This window comes from Vibrio sp. VGrn 2 (assembly GCF_009361695.1).
In the GTDB taxonomy this organism is placed as follows: Bacteria; Pseudomonadota; Gammaproteobacteria; order Enterobacterales; family Vibrionaceae; genus Vibrio; species Vibrio diabolicus.
In genome coordinates, this window is record NZ_RBWD01000001.1 from 228,441 (window position 1) to 246,553 (window position 18,113).

The window sequence follows — 18,113 nt, forward strand, 5'->3', positions numbered from 1 at the left end:
GGGCCTCGCTTTTCTTTTTTGGGGAGCTAAATGTTTTTTACTTCTAAGCCAGCTAGCTGATGCCAATAGCCATTGCATTGGCGGCTTTCAAGTTTTTCAGGGTTGTCGCCGTGCTCGTTTGAGCGAAAATGCTCTAACTCAGAAAGTGTACTCACACCGAGAGGACTTAATCGGACCACATCAACCAGGCCTTGCATACTTGGTAAGTCATTGATCAGGTTATAACAATACCCTGATTGCGTTTGAATGCCGTTAAGGTTAAAGACTTCTTGCCCTTCTTGGCTACTGACCTGGATTCCCGTAGGGTATTTGATACAGCAGGTTTCGCAATCGTCTTTCGCTCGGTTTTCAGCTCGGGCTGTGAAACAGCGAGCGGAATACGCTAAAGGTAAATAACCGTGGCTAAATACCTCAACTTCAAACTTGTTACGAATACCCAGGTCGTCACACTGAACTAAAGTATCGTTTAACCATTCGCGAGAGAGCTCGACAGGCATGCACCAACGCATCATACCTTGCTTCAAAAATAAGTTGAGCGTGTGTGCGTTATAAGTATTGATTGCAGGACCAACGACGAAAGGCACTTTATGCTCTGATGCTAATTGAACCGCCGATACGTCATTAGCCTCAATGGCGAAGTCACCGTTATTGATGTACTTCTTCATGATGTTTACTTCACTTGGTGCTTCCAGTAGCGCCATCGTAGAGATAACGACTTGCTTGCCAGAGGCAGATAAGTCTTTAGCGATTTCCAACCAGTGGGCTGGTTTCATTTCTCTGCGTTTAGAGCAAACCGATTCACCCAGGTAAATAATGTCTGCAGAGCTTTGTTTTGCTTGTTGGTAGAAGGCTTCTACATCTTGTTTTGGCCAAAAATAGAGTAGTGGGCCAAGTGCGTATTTCATTGAGTTATCCATCTTAACCTCTACTGCCATTTACGGTGGTAAGCACCTAGGGTGGTTTGCGTTCCTTCCGACACATTTGCGAGCGTCGCATCCCATGCGGCTTCAACTTGGTAAGCTTCTGGGTTGGCTTGGTAGCGATCAATCGCGGCTCGCCATGTTCGAGTGACTTGCTCTACGTAAGCTGGGCTGCGTTGGCGCCCTTCAATTTTTACAGATGCGACATTAGCGGCAAACAGTTCTGGCAGCATCGAAAGGGTGTTCAAACTGGTTGGCTCTTCCAGAGCATGATAGCGTTTTTTCTCACCATCAATTTCTGTTTCAAAACGACCTTTACAGAGTGTAGGGTAGCCTGCGTTTTCTCCTGCGCAGTAGCGGTCAATTAGGATGTTGTTTAGACGAGACTCAAGACCTTGATCAGTTTCTTGCCAACGAACGTATTTGGCAGGAGAACAGGCACCCACAGTGTTTGGGGACTCACCCGTCATGTATGATGACAAATAACAACGGCCTTCGGACATAATACAAAGGCTACCAAAAGCAAAGACTTCTAATTCGACATCGCTAGTGATGTTGCGCGAAAGCTGTTTCACCTGATGAATCGATAAGACGCGAGGTAGTACCACACGTTTTACGTTGAAGTTCTGTTTATAAAAATCAATGGCTGCGACGTTGGTCGCTGATGCTTGCACTGAAAGGTGTAGTTCCAGATCGGGATATTTGCGAGATGCATACTCCAGCACGGCAATGTCTGCAATAATCAGCGCATCCACACCCAGTGCCGCTGCATTGTCTACCGCGTTCGTCCAGCGCTCGAAGCCATTGGGATGAGCGAAGGTATTCAACGCGACATGAATTTTTTTGTCGCGGTCGTGAACGTATTGCACCGCTTTTTCTAACTTTTTGCCGTTAAAGTTGAGGCCAGCAAAGTGACGGGCGTTGGTATCATCTTTGAAGCCAATGTAGACGGCATCGGCACCGCAATCAATCGCAGTTTTTAACGCAGGCAGGTTACCCGCGGGACACAAGAGTTCCATATGCTCACAATCATTGAGAATAAAAAGGTGTCCGCATTTTATGAAGAATTATGAATAGCGAAATTGACCTAAGTTAGGTTTAGCTCAATAAAGTCGATATTTACCCCTTGAGAGTAAGGGTATCGAGTCGGGGTTAGTTCTTGTGACGACGATTCTGTACAAACAGCTCTTCAATTTCATGTTTTGGCTGTGGGCGATAAAAATGGAATCCTTGAATCGCATTACATTGAAGGTTAGAGAGCAAAGTAGCTTGCTGGTGGGTTTCCACCCCCTCGGCAACGACCGTCAAGTCGAGTGACTTACCCAGATTAATGATGTTTTCAATCACAGTGACCTGTTTGGGTAGCGTGTCGATATCGTTAATAAACGCGCGGTCGATTTTCAGCTCGTCGATAGGGAAGCGCGCTAAGTAGGAAAGGGAAGAGTAACCGGTACCAAAGTCATCGATAGAGAGGGCGAAGCCCAGTTTCTTAATCGCATTCAGCATTTGCAGTGTATGTTCGCTATCACTCATCACGGCACTTTCGGTTAGCTCGAAGGTAATGCAGCTTGGATCAAGCTCGGTAGTGCGAAGCAACTTTTCCATAAAGTCGATCAGCTGTGGATTACCAAATTGCTCGGGAGAGAGGTTGATAGCGACACGACCTGGCAGTATGCCTTGTTGTTTCCAACGTTTTACCGTATTGAAAACATCACGCATCACGACGCGTCCAAGGTGTTCGATTAACCCTGCACGCTCGGCGACAGGAATGAATGAACCTGGGCTAATGTAACCTTCGACAGGGTGTTTCCAACGAACGAGCGCTTCGGCACCGTTAATGCTGAAGTCACGCGCGTTAACCTTTGGTTGATACCACACTTCTAAACCGTTCTGCTGCAATGCTTTTTGCAGTTCGATTTCAAGCCACAAACGCATGCGCGCTTCTTTGTTCATCTGGTCATTAAATTTGATCAGGCGATTTCGGCCACGATCTTTGGCTTCATACATCGCAGTATCAGCATTTTGTAGCAGGATTCGCGCATCTTGCCCGTCTTCAGGGTAACGAACGCTACCAATTGAGCACGCAAGGCGTTTACTGAAGTGGTGCAAGTCGAAAGGCTGGTTGATCAACGAGATAATGCGATCTGACAAAATTTCAGCCATGCGGGTATTTTCTGGTTCTGGCAGAATGACGCCAAACTCATCGCCACCCAAATGACCAATAATCGCTTGATTTGGCAGTAATCGTTTAAGACGGGCCGATACCTCTTGAATCACTTTATCGCCAATGTGGTGACCAAGTGAGTCATTAATGTTTTTGAAGTTATCGATATCCAAATAGAACACCAGAAGCGGCGTTTGCTTTTTGATCAGCTGTTCCAAACGTTTGGTAAAACCAAAGCGGTTGTACAGTTTGGTGAGCGAATCAATATGTATGTCTTCATTCGATGCAGAAGACAAATTCTTAGGTGTATCGTCAGCGTCTTGGATCAAGATGATTTGAGACTCGCTGCCTAATATCGCCGTAGAATCTGCGTGTAACTGAACTTTTCGTTCAAAGCCACATCTCGCGCTGGTTAAGCAAACAAAAGGCTTTTCAGAAATTAATGTACTCAAACGATGACTAAACACTTTCTTGCTGTTTTCATCGATGAATAAACGGCTGAGCTCTTCGCCTAGCAACTCATGGGGAGAGTTCAGTCCCAGAAGGCGTGCTGATGCAGGGTTGGCAGAGATGATAATGTCATCTTCGATAAGCAGCAGACCGTCAGGCAGTAGTTGTGTTAATTTCGCAAACTTACTTTCGGACTCCTCTAAGGAGCGTACGAGGATCTGCTTTTCTGAAGTATCCACGGCGTGAAAAACGACAAAGCGAATTTCGTTACCTTCAAAAACCGGTGACAGACTAAAGTGCAGGCTGGTTTCAAGGTCGGTTTCATCGAGGGTGATTTCGGCTTCGACATGCGTTCCTTTGAATGCACGCTGATAGTAAGGGGCCAGCTTTTTATAAAACTGCTCACCCAGTACCTGGCAATCGTTTAAGCCGATGATTTCCTCATGACTTAAACCTGCGATATCGCAGTAACGGTCACTTACCATTCGATAATTGTGTTTTTTATCAAGAATGGCAAAGAAGAAAGGGCTATTTGAGGTTAGCGTGGCAAACCAATGTTTTAATTGCTGGGAAGGCATTAGGGTATTACCGATCTCCAATGAGCCAGATTATTCGTCCGTGTATAAAAAGCGACACCCTGATAAGCCTGCGGCGGTCTACTATCAAGTCCAGTATCGCTTGCCATTAAAGGGCTCGCGGTTTTAACTTTACAGTCGACAATCACATGGATACGCTCAGATAACTATAACTTTGAAAATTCGGTTGTAAAAGTGTTTATCCACCTGTTCGCATCAATAATACACGTAACTTCAAAAAAAGAAGCGTTAGTGAACAATAATCCACCAATCTAAAATAAGCACTTTATTGATACATAACAGTAATCTCATTGCCACGATTGCTTAATATAGGCAACCTAATGACAAAGTAACGGATAATGAACGTGTTAAACAAGATTCGCAGTCAACTAGTAAAGAACGCAGCTAACATTTTGCGTTCTCCAGTCCAGTTATTACCACAGCCAATTCAGCAAAAAGCATTGCTGGAGGGGCTAAAAATGGTGTTTAAAGAAGCCTTGGAAGATGGTGACTTTGAGTTCCTTGAAGACAAGTGGTTAAAAGTTGCGATTAAAGACTTGAACTTAGCATGGTACATCAGCTATCAAGACGAAAAATTAGTGGTAGCTGAAAAACCAGTTCAGGAAGATGTGAGTTTTAGTGGTAATCTAAACGACCTAGTACTGATTGCTGGTCGTAAAGAAGACCCTGACACACTGTTCTTCCAACGTCGCCTTTCAATTGAAGGCGATACTGAGCTTGGCTTAGAAGTGAAAAACTTAATGGACAGTGTCGACTTAGAGCAGTTACCGAAAGCAATGCAAGTCGCTTTGAATCAATTGGCTGATTTTGTTCAGAAAGGGGTTCAAGCGCCAGCACAACCAACCGGAGTAGCGAATGCTTATTCGAACTGAAGCCCCTGCGGACATTCTTACCATTGACCGCTTATTGAAACACGCCTTCCCGACGGAAGCTGAAGCTAAGCTTGTGATGCGTTTGCGCGAAAACAGCAAATTCACACTTTCCTTAGTCGCGTGTACAGATGAGGGAGAGGTGATAGGCCATGCTTTATTTAGCCCAGTGACCTTAAATGGTGAAGATTTGTCGTGGCAAGGGCTGGCGCCATTGGCTGTTCATGAAGATTACCGTCGCCAAGGCATCGCTGCAGAGTTGATCAAAGAAGGTTTTGATTCACTGCGTGATTTTGGCTATCCAGTGTGTGTGGTGTTGGGCGATCCTGATTATTACGCGCGCCAGGGCTTTCAATCATGCGACGAGATGGGATTCGAATGCGCTTGCGATGTTCCTAAAGGTGCATTTCGTATCGCAGAGTTGGTCGAAGGTCAATGTGCCGGACGCTCCGGACGCATAGATTACGCGCCAGAGTTCTCTGAACTGTAAATGAAAGAAGCCCACTAACTCAGTGGGCTTCTTTCTTAGTTCATTGAAAACTGAGATAGGGAGATTAAGATGACTGGTCACTTTTCTTCTTACCCCAAACCTCTATTTTTGCTTTCTTACTTAGCCCTAAAACATTGAGTTTTCTGCTGCCCCAACTACTGTAAGTCATTTCAATCTGTTTTAGCTTCGCTTCTTTTGAGCCAGGAAGGCTCCATGCACGAGTCGATAATCCACTTGTTAGCACACCCATAGAGGTTAGCTTTTTCTCACTACCGTCCGTCATCAAGACTTTTAAGTCGTTAATGTCTACCGTGCCCTGCACACATTTCAGTTTAATTTTACTGAAGCTGCGATTTCGAAATAGGCTATTTGGTGTCACGGTATCCGTTTCTGTTTGGAATTTGACGGTTTTCGTTGCAATCAGCTCCCACTCATCGCTGCTATTAGCAAAAACACTCATGCTGGTGGCGGCTACCAGTGCGCAAAGCAGCAGTGTAGGTAAGAATTTCATAATGTACCTCATATGTTATACCTACGGTATGGCCATTGTCATAGGCAGAACAGTTCAATCATTCCAATGTATTGAGGTGTTCCTTGAAGTCCTTTAGGTATAATCACGATTATTTGTTAGGATTGCCCTCGTTCAAATAGGTGACGGAAAATGTCAATTAACGAGAAACAGTATTTACACGAAATGGGCATCAGCACATGGGAGCTGGTACACCCAGATAGATTGGCAGGTTACCAATCGCCAAAAATCGATTTGCAAAGTTCTTGCAAACTCCTGTTGATCTCTCCGGTATGTCCAGAGAATGAGACGGCGGTTTTGTTTGAAAACATCCTAAAGAGTATGAAGTTAACGCTTGACCAAGCGTTACATATTGAGCCAGAGCGATTTCCATTACTTGGCCAGCACGAGCTTGAGTGGGTTTGGTTTGCTGGGTGTGAAGCCGAAGTATTGCCTGACACTAAACCGCTGACATCGCCATTGTTGCAAGATGTGGATGGGAATACCCAACAAAAACGTGCACTTTGGCAACAGATTTGTTCTTACAACAATTCGAGCAAATAAGCATTAATCCCCGTTTTACTGCAATTGGTATTGCATATGAACCCCTAGGTAAATAATGACAACTAAAATCTTACCAATGTGCGCTGAGCACTTAGATCAAGTTTGGCAAATTGAGCAGCAAGCACACTCGCATCCGTGGGCAGAGTCTTTGGTACGTGATTTATCCAGCCGTGGAGCATGTCATCATGTGATGCTCGATGGCGAGATGGTGATTGGCTACTTCTATGCGCAGAATATTGTCGGTGAAGTTACGTTGCTGAATATTGCTATCGCGCCGCATCTTCAGGGTAAAGGCTATGGTCAAAAACTGTTGGATGCGTTCTTAGAACATTGTGAGCAATCAAAAGCGGAGAGTGCTTGGCTTGAGGTGCGAGAGAGTAATAAGCCTGCTATTTATATTTATGAACAAGCTGGATTCAATGAAGTTGATCGACGTCATAACTATTACCCTGCGAAAACTGGCACGGGAAAAGAAGATGCGATCATTATGAGTTATCTCTTCTTTCACTAACGTTAACGCATCCCATAAGGGAAGTCGCCCCTAAAGCGATCAGTTGCCCCTGAGGCAATAATAAGCGAGAATACCGCGCAATATTGAATCTAAAAAGCGTGTTTGCTTTTCGAGCAAGCATTCAGACATCAAAGAAGACCAGTTTCATGTCAAATACACCTTTTCTAAGCGAAGTGTCTAAACGTAGAACGTTCGCTATTATTTCTCACCCGGATGCGGGTAAAACCACCATTACTGAAAAAGTCCTTTTATTCGGAAACGCGATTCAAAAAGCAGGTACGGTTAAAGGTCGTGGTAATGCACAGCACGCAAAATCAGACTGGATGGAAATGGAAAAGGAACGTGGTATCTCGGTAACCACGTCTGTGATGCAGTTCCCTTACAATGATTGCCTGGTAAACCTACTTGATACTCCTGGACACGAAGACTTCTCGGAAGATACATATCGTACTCTAACGGCAGTCGACTCGTGTTTGATGGTTATCGATGCTGCGAAAGGTGTCGAGGATCGTACTCGTAAGCTGATGGAAGTAACCCGTCTACGCGATACGCCAATCGTGACCTTTATGAACAAACTTGACCGTGACGTTCGTGATCCAATGGAAGTATTGGACGAAGTAGAAAACGAATTGGGCATGATGTGTGCGCCTATCACGTGGCCAATCGGCTGTGGTAAAGAGTTTAAAGGTGTGTATCACATTCACCGTGATGAAACGATTTTATACGAATCTGGTCACGGTCATGAGATTCAAGAAGTTCGAATCATCAAAGGTCTAGATAACCCAGAGCTTGATGAAAAAGTCGGTGCAGGCCTTGCGGAAAGTGTTCGAGAAGAGCTTGAGCTTGTTATGGGTGCTTGCCCTGAGTTTGATTTGGAAATGTTCTTAACAGGTGACCTGACGCCAGTTTACTTCGGTACCGCATTAGGTAACTTCGGTGTAGACCACATGCTAGATGGTCTAACAGAGTGGGCGCCAGCACCGAAAACGCGTCAGGCGGTTGAGCGTGAAGTTGAAGCGACAGAAGAGAAGTTCTCTGGTTTCGTATTCAAAATCCAAGCAAACATGGACCCGAAACACCGTGACCGTATCGCATTCATGCGTATTGTATCGGGTACTTACACGCAGGGTATGAAGATGAACCACGTTCGTCTTGGCAAGCAGGTGAGTATCTCTGATGCAGTAACCTTTATGGCTGGTGACCGTTCACGTGCAGAACACGCTTACGCGGGTGACATCATTGGTCTGCATAACCACGGCACTATTCAAATTGGTGATACTTTCACGCAAGGTGAGTCACTGAAGTTCTCTGGTATTCCAAACTTTGCGCCTGAATTGTTCCGTCGTATTCGTTTGAAAGATCCACTAAAGCAGAAACAGCTACTAAAAGGCTTGGTGCAACTATCAGAAGAAGGTGCGGTACAGGTATTCCGTCCTCTACAAAACAACGATCTGATCGTTGGTGCCGTTGGTGTACTTCAGTTCGATGTTGTTGTGGCTCGTTTGAAGTCTGAATATAACGTTGAAGCTATTTATGAAGGCATCAACGTTGCAACTGCGCGTTGGGTTGAGTGTGATGATGCGAAGAAACTGGATGAGTTCCAACGTAAGAACCAAGCAAACTTAGCATTGGATGGTGGTGATAACCTAACGTATATTGCACCAACAATGGTTAACTTAAACTTGGCGAAAGAGCGTTTCCCTGATATTGATTTCCGTGCGACGCGTGAGCACTAATCAAAAAGCGGTTTGGGTAAGCTTTAACGCAAACTAGATTTTAAAACGCCCTTGGCTATAAACTTAGCCAAGGGCGTTTTTTATAAGGATGAGATATGAACTGGTTTAAACGAGGATTGAAGCGTTACGACGACTGGTGCAAGGAGATGGGACTAACGCCCGATCAAAAACGCAGCTGCGTTCCGTATCGAAAAGATCCTGCCCATCAAAATGAAGAGAACAGTGAATCTCTGCTATTTTCTGATTCTCAGTTTGTCGGTACAGATAAAAAGTCTCAAGATGAAGCTCTTTGATACCCATTGTCACTTTGACTTTGATGTATTCCAAGGTGACTTTGCACATCAACTTCAGCTAGCTCAAACGCAAGGCGTGACAAGAATTCTGATTCCTTCAGTGGGACCTCAAAACTGGGCTCGTATTCAAACCTTGGCAGATCAACATGCCAATTTGTATTATGCCCTTGGGTTTCATCCGTATTTTCTTGAAGATAACGTCGAGCAGCACTTTGCTGAATTGGAACATTATCTAAAACAAAATGCTCCCCAGTGCGTGGCCATAGGAGAGTGTGGGCTAGATTTTGCCATTGATGTTGACCCACAGTTGCAAGAAAAGACACTTGAAGTTCAATTTGAACTGGCTAGACGCTTCGAACTCCCAGTTATTTTACATAGCCGAAAAGCGCACAATCGCCTTATTCAAATGGTTAAAGCGGCGAAGCTCCCTCGGGGCGGTGTGCTACATGCTTTCTCTGGGAGTTATCAGCAAGCAATGGAGTGGGTCAAATTAGGTTTTTTTATCGGTGTAGGAGGAACCATCACCTACCCAAGAGCGAAGAAAACGCGCGACGCAATTCAAAAATTACCACTCAAACATCTCGTGATCGAAACAGATGCACCGGATATGCCTATACTTGGATATCAAGGGGAGTCGAATCACCCAGCCAAACTCATTCACGTCTTTAATGAGCTCGTAGAGTTGCATAAAGGCTCAAAGCAATCGATTGCCTCTCAGTTATGGGAAAATAGCAATTTTGCTTTCTCGATATGTGAATAAAATCTAAAGATGTGGTTTGAAATAGAAAACGTTTTCCTGCTTATTGTGAATTAACTCACAAAGCTGGCTGAATCAATCATGAATCTTATAGGAAAGTGTGAGGCTGGCATTACTTTAATTGATTCTGCATGAGTATAATTGCTCCCGCTTTATAGCTCCATTTTGTAACACGCCAATAAATAACTTATAAGGAAGTCATAAACTATGAGCCTGTTTATGAGCCTAATCGGTATGGTAGTGCTTCTTGCTATTGCATTTGCATTTTCTAATAACCGAAAAGCTATCAATCTAAGAACTGTGGGTGGCGCATTCGCTATCCAATTCGCATTAGGTGCATTTGTTCTGTATGTACCTTGGGGCCGTGATCTACTAAACGGTTTCTCTTCAGGTGTTTCTAACGTTATCAACTACGGTAACGATGGTTCATCATTCCTGTTCGGTGGTCTTGTTTCTGACAAGATGTTCGAAGTATTCGGCGGCGGCGGTTTCATCTTCGCATTCCGTGTTCTTCCTACACTGATCTTCTTCTCTGCACTGATTTCAGTTCTTTACTACATTGGCGTTATGCAATGGGTTATCAAGATTCTTGGTGGCGCACTACAAAAAGCGCTGGGCACTTCACGTGCGGAATCAATGTCAGCAGCAGCAAACATTTTCGTAGGTCAAACAGAAGCACCTCTAGTTGTTCGTCCGTTCGTTCCAAAAATGACTCAATCAGAGCTATTCGCGGTAATGTGTGGTGGTCTAGCTTCTGTTGCTGGTGGTGTACTAGCGGGCTACGCTTCAATGGGTGTTCCACTAGAGTACCTAGTAGCAGCATCATTCATGGCGGCACCAGGTGGTCTACTATTCGCTAAAATCCTTCACCCAGAGACTGACCAGCCTCACGAAAGTATCGAAGAAGCGATGGACGGCGGCGACGACAAACCAGTAAACGTAATCGACGCAGCTGCGGGTGGTGCGGCTTCTGGTCTACAACTTGCGCTTAACGTAGGTGCAATGCTAATCGCATTCGTTGGTCTAATCGCGCTGATCAACGGTATGCTAGGTGGCATCGGTGGTTGGTTCGGCATGCCAGAACTAACGCTAGAGCTAATCCTAGGTTACGCATTCTCTCCACTAGCATTCCTAATCGGTGTTCCATGGGCTGAAGCAGTAACTGCTGGTTCATTCATCGGTCAGAAAATCGTAGTGAACGAATTCGTTGCTTACTTGAACTTCACACCATACCTAGGTGAAAACGCTCAAGTAATCGCGGCAACTGGTGAAGTAATGTCGGAGAAGACAACAGCTATCATCTCATTCGCACTATGTGGTTTCGCGAACCTTTCATCTATCGCGATTCTACTTGGTGGTCTAGGTAGCCTTGCACCAAACCGTCGTAGTGACATCGCTCGCATGGGTGTTAAAGCTGTGCTTGCAGGTACGTTGTCTAACCTTATGGCAGCGACAATTGCAGGCTTCTGCTTAAGCCTTGCAGCACTATAATTAGAATCGGTTCTTAATATATAGACGCCGTTTTACATCATGCCCTGTAGCAAGAGATTGCTGCGGGGCATTTTTCGTTTTTCGGGCTCTAAAATCTCACCGGGTGTCGACCTCAGTCTAGGAGTTACGCAGCCGATGGAATAGGGGCTAGGAAATTTTGAGATACAAACCGTTTGCGCTCTATTTGGTGCTACAGTTTTGCGGTGAAACTCTATAATGTATTAATCACAGGATAGTGGTTAAGGTTGATACTTAATCACGTAATGAATATTACATAATCAATGGGCAAATGACTTGCCCAGCAATATCAGATCTAATAGGCGTTTTGCTGTGTGATGTGATATTAAAGACACCGCAATCATAGATTGTTGTGCCATAGGCCAAACTGGTACTGTGCGGTGACAAGGATAGCAATTGGCATATGAAATTTTCGCTGTATATGCCGAGTCTTCAGGGAACCAAGTCCGTTCATTAATAGACTGTTTAGCCATTTACTCACATTGTCTCGACTTGTTGATTATAGTTAGAGACGTGATGTAAGGCTGAGTAGTGAATTTTTTGAATATTGATCGGAGATAGAAATGAGCGATTTAAAAGCAGCAGCGCTACGTGCACTTAAACTTATGGACCTAACTACGTTGAATGACGATGACACTGATGCAAAAGTGATCTCATTATGTCATGACGCGAAAACAGCAGTAGGCAACACAGCTGCAATTTGTATTTACCCTCGCTTTATTCCTATTGCTAAGAAGACACTTCGTGAGCAAGGTACGCCAGAGGTTCGTATTGCAACAGTAACGAACTTCCCACATGGTAACGACGACATCGAAATCGCAGTTGCTGAAACAAAAGCGGCGGTTGCTTACGGTGCAGACGAAGTTGACGTTGTTTTCCCTTACCGCGCGCTAATGGCAGGTGATGAGAAAGTAGGCTTCGAGCTAGTTAAGCAATGTAAAGAAGCTTGTGGTGACATTCTTCTTAAAGTGATCATCGAAACAGGTGAACTAAAAGAAGAAGCACTAATCAAGAAAGCATCTCAAATCTGTATTGAAGCAGGTGCTGACTTCATTAAAACTTCAACTGGTAAAGTGCCAGTAAACGCAACACCAGAATATGCACGCATGATGCTTGAAGTGATTCGCGACATGGGTGTTGCAGAAACTGTTGGTTTCAAACCAGCAGGTGGTGTGCGCACTGCTGAAGACGCAGCTGCATACCTAGCAATGGCTGACGAAATCCTAGGTGACAACTGGGTTGATGCCCGTCACTACCGTTTCGGTGCGTCTAGCCTGCTAACTAACCTACTAAATACATTAGAAGTGACAGACGAAACTGCTGATCCAGCAGCGTACTAATCCCAATAATATGTCTGAACGGTAGCACCTAAACGGGTGCTACCAAACCTCTTCTATCCTACTTAACCATTGCTCACGAGAGCATGGGAGGCACTAATGTATTTACCACAAGAAATCATTCGTAAAAAACGTGACGGTGAAGTACTTACCGCAGACGAAATCAACTTCTTTATTCAAGGCGTAGCAAATAACACCGTATCTGAAGGTCAGATCGCGGCGTTTGCTATGACGATTTTCTTCAATGAAATGACCATGGATGAGCGCATCGCCCTAACGTGTGCAATGCGTGATTCGGGCATGGTTATCGACTGGAGCCACATGAACTTTGGTGGCCCAATTGTCGACAAACACTCTACTGGCGGTGTGGGTGACGTAACGTCTTTGATGCTTGGCCCTATGGTGGCAGCATGTGGCGGTTTCGTACCAATGATCTCTGGCCGTGGTCTTGGCCACACAGGCGGCACGCTAGATAAGCTTGAGTCTATTCCAGGCTACAACATCACACCAAGCAACGATGTGTTTGGGCAAGTAACTAAAGACGCTGGTGTGGCGATCATCGGTCAAACTGGTGACCTTGCTCCAGCGGATAAGCGTGTTTACGCGACTCGTGATATTACCGCAACCGTAGACAACATTTCTCTGATCACGGCTTCCATTCTTTCTAAGAAATTGGCGGCGGGCCTGGAGTCGCTAGTGATGGACGTTAAAGTCGGCTCTGGTGCATTCATGCCAACTTACGAAGCGTCTGAAGAGCTAGCGAAATCAATCGTTGCAGTAGCAAACGGTGCGGGTACTAAGACCACTGCAATCTTGACAGACATGAACCAAGTATTGGCCTCTTCGGCAGGTAATGCGGTGGAAGTTCGTGAAGCGGTTCGTTTCCTAACGGGTGAATACCGTAACCCACGCCTACTTGAAGTCACCATGGCTTCTTGTGCAGAAATGCTGGTACTTGGCAAACTGGCTGAGAACACAGAAGATGCACGTGCGAAGTTGATGGAAGCACTAGACAACGGTAAAGCAGCAGCATGCTTCGGCAAGATGGTTGCGGGTCTTGGCGGCCCAGCAGACTTCGTAGAAAACTACGATAACTACCTAGAAAAAGCGGAAATCATCAAGCCTGTTTACGCGACGGAAACGGGTATTGTTTCAGCAATGGACACGCGTGCGATTGGCATGGCTGTCGTTGCTATGGGTGGTGGTCGCCGTGTTGCTACTGATGAAATCGACTATGCCGTAGGTTTCGACGAGTTCATCCGCTTGGGTGAAGTTGCAGATAGCGATAAACCTCTTGCCGTTATCCACGCTCGCAGTGAAGAGCAGTGGGAAGAAGCGGCAAAAGCACTGCGCAGTGCAATCAAAGTAGGTGGTGAGTACACACCAACTCCAGAGGTTTACCGCCAAATTCGTGCAGAAGATATTTAATAGAACAAGTAATTACACAAGGCCTACTCAACCATAATAAAAAGCCGAGTGGGCCTAAGGAACGAGCAATGAAAAGAGCATTTATTTTAGTACTAGACTCATTCGGTATTGGTGCAACCGCTGACGCTGAGAAATTTGGTGATGTAGGTTCAGACACACTAGGCCACATCGCAGAACAATGCGAAAAAGGCTTAGCAGATAACGACCAACGTCAAGGCGCACTTCGCCTTCCAAACCTATCTAAGTTAGGTTTGGCAATGGCACATAAAGAATCAACAGGTCGCTTTGCTCCTGGCCTAGACGCAGATGCAGAAATCATTGGTGCGTACGGTCACGCAGCAGAGCTTTCTTCTGGTAAAGATACGCCGTCTGGTCACTGGGAAATCGCAGGTGTTCCTGTTCTGTTTGACTGGGGTTACTTCACAGACAAAGCAAACAGCTTCCCTAAAGAGCTGACGGATCGCATCCTTGAGCGCGCGGGTCTTGACGGTTTCCTAGGTAACTGCCACGCATCTGGTACTCAAGTTCTTGATGACTTGGGTGAAGAGCACATGAAGACTGGGCAGCCAATCTTCTACACCTCTGCGGACTCTGTATTCCAAATCGCCTGTCACGAAGAGACATTCGGTCTAGACCGTCTACTAGAGCTTTGCCAAATTGCGCGTGAAGAACTAGAAGATTACAACATCGGCCGTGTAATCGCGCGCCCATTCATTGGCCCGGGTAAAGGTCAATTTGAGCGTACGGGTAACCGTCGTGACCTATCTGTAGAGCCACCATCAGCGACTATCTTACAAAAGTTAGTTGATGAGAAGGGCGGTCAGGTTCATTCCATCGGTAAGATTTCAGATATTTATGCTGGTTGTGGGATCACTAAAAAAACCAAAGCAACAGGCATTCCAGCACTATTTGAAGCAACGAAAGAAGCGATCAAAGAAGCGAGTGATAACACCATCGTATTCACTAACTTCGTCGACTTCGATTCAGCTTACGGTCACCGTCGTGATGTGGCGGGTTACGCTGCAGCGCTTGAGTACTTTGATGGTCGCATCAACGAAGTGCTAGAACTGATGGGTGAAGATGACGTGCTTATCCTAACAGCAGACCACGGCTGTGACCCAACATGGCCAGGTACTGATCATACTCGTGAGCACATCCCAGTATTGGTTTACGGTCAAAAAGTGCCAGCAGGCTCTCTTGGCCGCCGCGAAACATTCGCAGACATCGGCCAAACATTGGCGAGCTACTTCGGTACTTCTCCAATGGATTACGGTAAGAATTTCCTATAATTAGGATATTGAAAACTAGGAGCTGAATGCTCCTAGTTTTATGTTTGCAGTATGCAAGTACTGCTTGTCGGAAATGAGAATACTCTGGCTTATATCGCCTTAAGCGCGGAGCGCTAGAGAAAGGTTAAGGAAAAGAAAATGGCAACTCCACATATCAATGCTGAAATGGGTGCATTCGCAGACGTCGTACTGATGCCGGGTGACCCGCTACGTGCAAAATACATCGCAGAAACCTTCCTTGAAGACGTTGTGCAAGTGTGTGATGTGCGTAATATGTTCGGTTACACAGGCACATACAAAGGCCGTAAGATCTCGGTAATGGGCCACGGTATGGGTATCCCATCATGCTCGATTTACGCAACGGAGCTAATTAAAGACTTCGGCGTGAAGAAAATTATCCGTGTTGGTAGCTGTGGCGCAGTAAACGAAGACATCAAAGTGCGTGATGTTGTGATCGGCATGGGCGCGTGTACGGATTCTAAAGTGAACCGTATCCGTTTTAAAGGTCATGACTTTGCAGCAATCGCAGACTACAAAATGGTTCGCGCGGCAGAAGACGCAGCAAAAGCACGTGGCATTGATGTGAAAGTCGGTAACCTATTTTCAGCGGAGCTTTTCTACACGCCTGATCCAGAAATGTTCGACGTAATGGATAAGTACGGCATTGTTGGTGTTGAAATGGAAGCGGCGGGTATTTACGGCGTAGCGGCAGAATACGGTGCAAAAGCTCTGACAATCTGTACGGTTTCAGATCACATCAAAACGGGTGAGCAAACAACTTCTGATGAGCGTCAAACAACATTCAACGACATGATGCTAATCGCACTAGATTCAGTATTGCTAGGCGACGAAGAATAAGCGACAAAGAGTCATCTTAGTTTCTTGACATTAAGAACTAAAAGAACAGCCCGCACAATGCGGGCTGTTTTTGTATTAGATGTTGATTACCGACTGACTATTTGGTTAGCAGTAGGTTTTGCGCTTTTTTACGGCGGATAGGCTGTCTACGCAAAATCATAATGAATAACATGCCGCACACAAAACTCATTAGCACCATCATGTACATGTAGCGATCACTCTTACGATAGTGGTGGTCAGAAATCGCGGTTACACGACCTGTCTCAAAGGTAACGCGAACAAAACCGATGAGTGCTTCATCGGCAAATACTGGCTCAACCAACTGCTGGCGGCCAATGGAAGCTGTTGCCAAGGGCGTGTCTAAGCCTAAAACTTCGCGTACCGATAGCGCATCTTCACTAGACGCTAAACGTACGCCTTGTGCATCATATATTGTCGCATCAAACACCAAACGGTCTTGTGCTAGCTGGTTTGTCAGCTTAAGTAAGCGTTCTTGATCTTTGGTCAAAATCATTTCACTGGCAGAAAGAGACGCCTGTGAAATCAAAACTTTGGTGAGTGTCTCAAGCTGCTGTGCTTGAATTTTCTCGTTGCCCTTACTGATCACAACACTGTTTTTGATCGTGATAAACAACATCACACACAGTAGGACTAGTGCCAGAATTCTTAGGGCATTCCTTACTGAGAACAAGGATTCACTCATGCTCTTTACTCATCCATTTAAAATAAAACAAAGACTTGCCTTTTTAGTTTGTTGAGGTAACGTTTTAGCAAAGTCATAAGGGATTATATACATGGACGCGTCAAAAAGCTTGCCTATCAGAAAACATACGACACTTTTAAAACGATTACCCGAGACTCGATTTGCCTCCCAACTAGATAAAGCAAAAGCAAACTGGATAGTGTTTGCAGAATACCTTTCGCCACGTCATTTTGAAGACATTGATTTCTTCACAGGGGTCTACAACCCCGTGTTAGAAACGTGGAAAGTTGGCCAATATGAAGTCGCCTTGATGGCAGGAGAGTTGACCCCTCAACACGAAACGATCTTACAAAGCCTCAACTTGGATTACGCCTCGCTTAATGAAGTTCCAGATCTCTCAACCCAAGGTTTGATTGTATTTGACATGGACTCAACGGCAATCCAGATAGAGTGTATTGATGAAATCGCAAAATTGGCCGGAGTCGGGGATGAGGTGGCAGAAGTTACTGAACGTGCGATGCAAGGAGAACTGGATTTTGAGCAAAGTTTGCGTCAACGCGTAGGCAAGCTCAAAGGTGCTGATGAATCAATTCTTGAACAAGTTCGTTCCCAATTGCCATTTATGCCGGACTTTGAAGCGTTAATCGCAACGTTAAAAGCACTAGGCTGGAAAACAGCGATTGCTTCCGGTGGTTTTACTTACTTCTCGGACTACATCAAAGATAAAGTCGATTTAGATTTTGCTCGCTCTAATCAGTTAGAAATCATTGATGGTAAGCTTACGGGGAACGTACTTGGCGATGTGGTTACCGCGCAGATGAAGTCAGATATCCTGGTGGAGTTGGTGGATGAATACGAAATTGAGCAGCACAACACGGTTGCTGTCGGTGATGGCGCTAACGATCTTGTGATGATGTCGGTGGCGGGCTTAGGTATCGCGTACCACGCAAAACCTAAAGTGGAAGCTCAAGCGCAATCTGCGATTCGCTTTGCAGGCTTAGGCGGTGTGCTCTGTATTTTATCTGGTGCACTGGTGAAGCAGCAAAAGGTTAGCTGGAAAGCAAAACCTTAATTTATCCTTTCAAAAACACCGCCAGAAAGGCGGTGTTTTTCGTTGACTTGGTATGGCTT

At 45.4% G+C, this 18,113-nt stretch carries 18 protein-coding genes; 13 read left to right on the forward strand and 5 right to left on the reverse strand.

Translation table 11 applies throughout. The features are described from left to right. Positions 1-26: 26 nt before the first annotated feature. From D8S93_RS01120 to D8S93_RS01130, 3 genes are all read right to left on the reverse strand, one after another. Complete coding sequence (locus D8S93_RS01120; RefSeq protein ID WP_193621560.1) at positions 27-905, reverse strand: U32 family peptidase; 879 nt, start codon at positions 903-905, stop codon at positions 27-29. 20 nt (positions 906-925) lie between these two features. Beyond that, positions 926-1,939 (reverse strand): ubiquinone anaerobic biosynthesis protein UbiU, encoded by a 1,014-nt coding sequence (gene ubiU, locus D8S93_RS01125; RefSeq protein ID WP_152811653.1) that lies wholly within the window; start codon positions 1,937-1,939, stop codon positions 926-928. A gap of 133 nt (positions 1,940-2,072) precedes the next feature. After that, positions 2,073-4,112, reverse strand: a complete 2,040-nt coding sequence (locus D8S93_RS01130; RefSeq protein ID WP_152811654.1) for a bifunctional diguanylate cyclase/phosphodiesterase — start codon at positions 4,110-4,112, stop codon at positions 2,073-2,075. A gap of 362 nt (positions 4,113-4,474) precedes the next feature. On the opposite strand from D8S93_RS01130, the gene ubiT reads away from it, so the two are divergent. Then, on the forward strand, positions 4,475-5,002 hold the full coding sequence (gene ubiT / locus D8S93_RS01140; protein ID WP_005394645.1) for a ubiquinone anaerobic biosynthesis accessory factor UbiT: 528 nt from the start codon (positions 4,475-4,477) through the stop codon (positions 5,000-5,002). Next, entirely contained in the window at positions 4,986-5,489 is a 504-nt protein-coding gene (locus tag D8S93_RS01145) for a GNAT family N-acetyltransferase (RefSeq protein WP_152811656.1), read from the forward strand. Before ubiT ends, D8S93_RS01145 begins: the two co-directional genes overlap by 17 nt. A gap of 64 nt (positions 5,490-5,553) precedes the next feature. Here D8S93_RS01145 and D8S93_RS01150 read toward each other — a convergent pair whose 3' ends face one another. Beyond that, complete coding sequence (locus D8S93_RS01150) at positions 5,554-6,000, reverse strand: hypothetical protein (RefSeq protein WP_053809238.1); 447 nt, start codon at positions 5,998-6,000, stop codon at positions 5,554-5,556. 150 nt (positions 6,001-6,150) lie between these two features. Between D8S93_RS01150 and D8S93_RS01155 the strand changes: the two genes are divergently transcribed. The 10 genes from D8S93_RS01155 (at position 6,151) to deoD (ending at position 16,279) form a co-directional block, all read left to right on the forward strand. Beyond that, positions 6,151-6,561 (forward strand): DNA polymerase III subunit psi, encoded by a 411-nt coding sequence (locus D8S93_RS01155; RefSeq protein ID WP_005394642.1) that lies wholly within the window; start codon positions 6,151-6,153, stop codon positions 6,559-6,561. A 55-nt stretch (positions 6,562-6,616) separates the two neighbouring features. Then, complete coding sequence (rimI, locus tag D8S93_RS01160; protein WP_005394641.1) at positions 6,617-7,072, forward strand: ribosomal protein S18-alanine N-acetyltransferase; 456 nt, start codon at positions 6,617-6,619, stop codon at positions 7,070-7,072. A 146-nt stretch (positions 7,073-7,218) separates the two neighbouring features. Further along, the gene (gene prfC, locus D8S93_RS01165) at positions 7,219-8,808 is read left to right on the forward strand and encodes a peptide chain release factor 3 (RefSeq protein WP_012841453.1); all 1,590 of its coding nucleotides are present in this window, start codon (positions 7,219-7,221) and stop codon (positions 8,806-8,808) included. 95 nt (positions 8,809-8,903) lie between these two features. After that, positions 8,904-9,101, forward strand: coding sequence for a DUF5363 family protein (locus D8S93_RS01170; protein WP_104974844.1), 198 nt, complete (start codon positions 8,904-8,906; stop codon positions 9,099-9,101). Next, on the forward strand, positions 9,088-9,861 hold the full coding sequence (locus D8S93_RS01175; protein ID WP_152811658.1) for a TatD family hydrolase: 774 nt from the start codon (positions 9,088-9,090) through the stop codon (positions 9,859-9,861). Before D8S93_RS01170 ends, D8S93_RS01175 begins: the two co-directional genes overlap by 14 nt. Positions 9,862-10,065: 204 nt before the next feature. Next, positions 10,066-11,349, forward strand: a complete 1,284-nt coding sequence (locus D8S93_RS01180) for a NupC/NupG family nucleoside CNT transporter (protein ID WP_047008943.1) — start codon at positions 10,066-10,068, stop codon at positions 11,347-11,349. 581 nt (positions 11,350-11,930) lie between these two features. Then, entirely contained in the window at positions 11,931-12,707 is a 777-nt protein-coding gene (gene deoC, locus D8S93_RS01185) for a deoxyribose-phosphate aldolase (protein ID WP_006742378.1), read from the forward strand. A 96-nt stretch (positions 12,708-12,803) separates the two neighbouring features. Then, positions 12,804-14,132 (forward strand): thymidine phosphorylase, encoded by a 1,329-nt coding sequence (deoA, locus tag D8S93_RS01190; protein ID WP_048625940.1) that lies wholly within the window; start codon positions 12,804-12,806, stop codon positions 14,130-14,132. A gap of 68 nt (positions 14,133-14,200) precedes the next feature. After that, complete coding sequence (locus D8S93_RS01195; RefSeq protein WP_152811660.1) at positions 14,201-15,421, forward strand: phosphopentomutase; 1,221 nt, start codon at positions 14,201-14,203, stop codon at positions 15,419-15,421. 138 nt (positions 15,422-15,559) lie between these two features. Next, positions 15,560-16,279 (forward strand): purine-nucleoside phosphorylase, encoded by a 720-nt coding sequence (gene deoD, locus D8S93_RS01200; RefSeq protein ID WP_006742381.1) that lies wholly within the window; start codon positions 15,560-15,562, stop codon positions 16,277-16,279. A gap of 97 nt (positions 16,280-16,376) precedes the next feature. On the opposite strand, the gene D8S93_RS01205 is transcribed toward deoD, so the two are convergent. Further along, positions 16,377-16,982, reverse strand: coding sequence for a YtjB family periplasmic protein (locus D8S93_RS01205; protein WP_104970905.1), 606 nt, complete (start codon positions 16,980-16,982; stop codon positions 16,377-16,379). Positions 16,983-17,073: 91 nt separating this feature from the next. On the opposite strand from D8S93_RS01205, the gene serB reads away from it, so the two are divergent. Continuing rightward, entirely contained in the window at positions 17,074-18,054 is a 981-nt protein-coding gene (gene serB / locus D8S93_RS01210; protein ID WP_152811662.1) for a phosphoserine phosphatase, read from the forward strand. Positions 18,055-18,113: the final 59 nt, after the last annotated feature.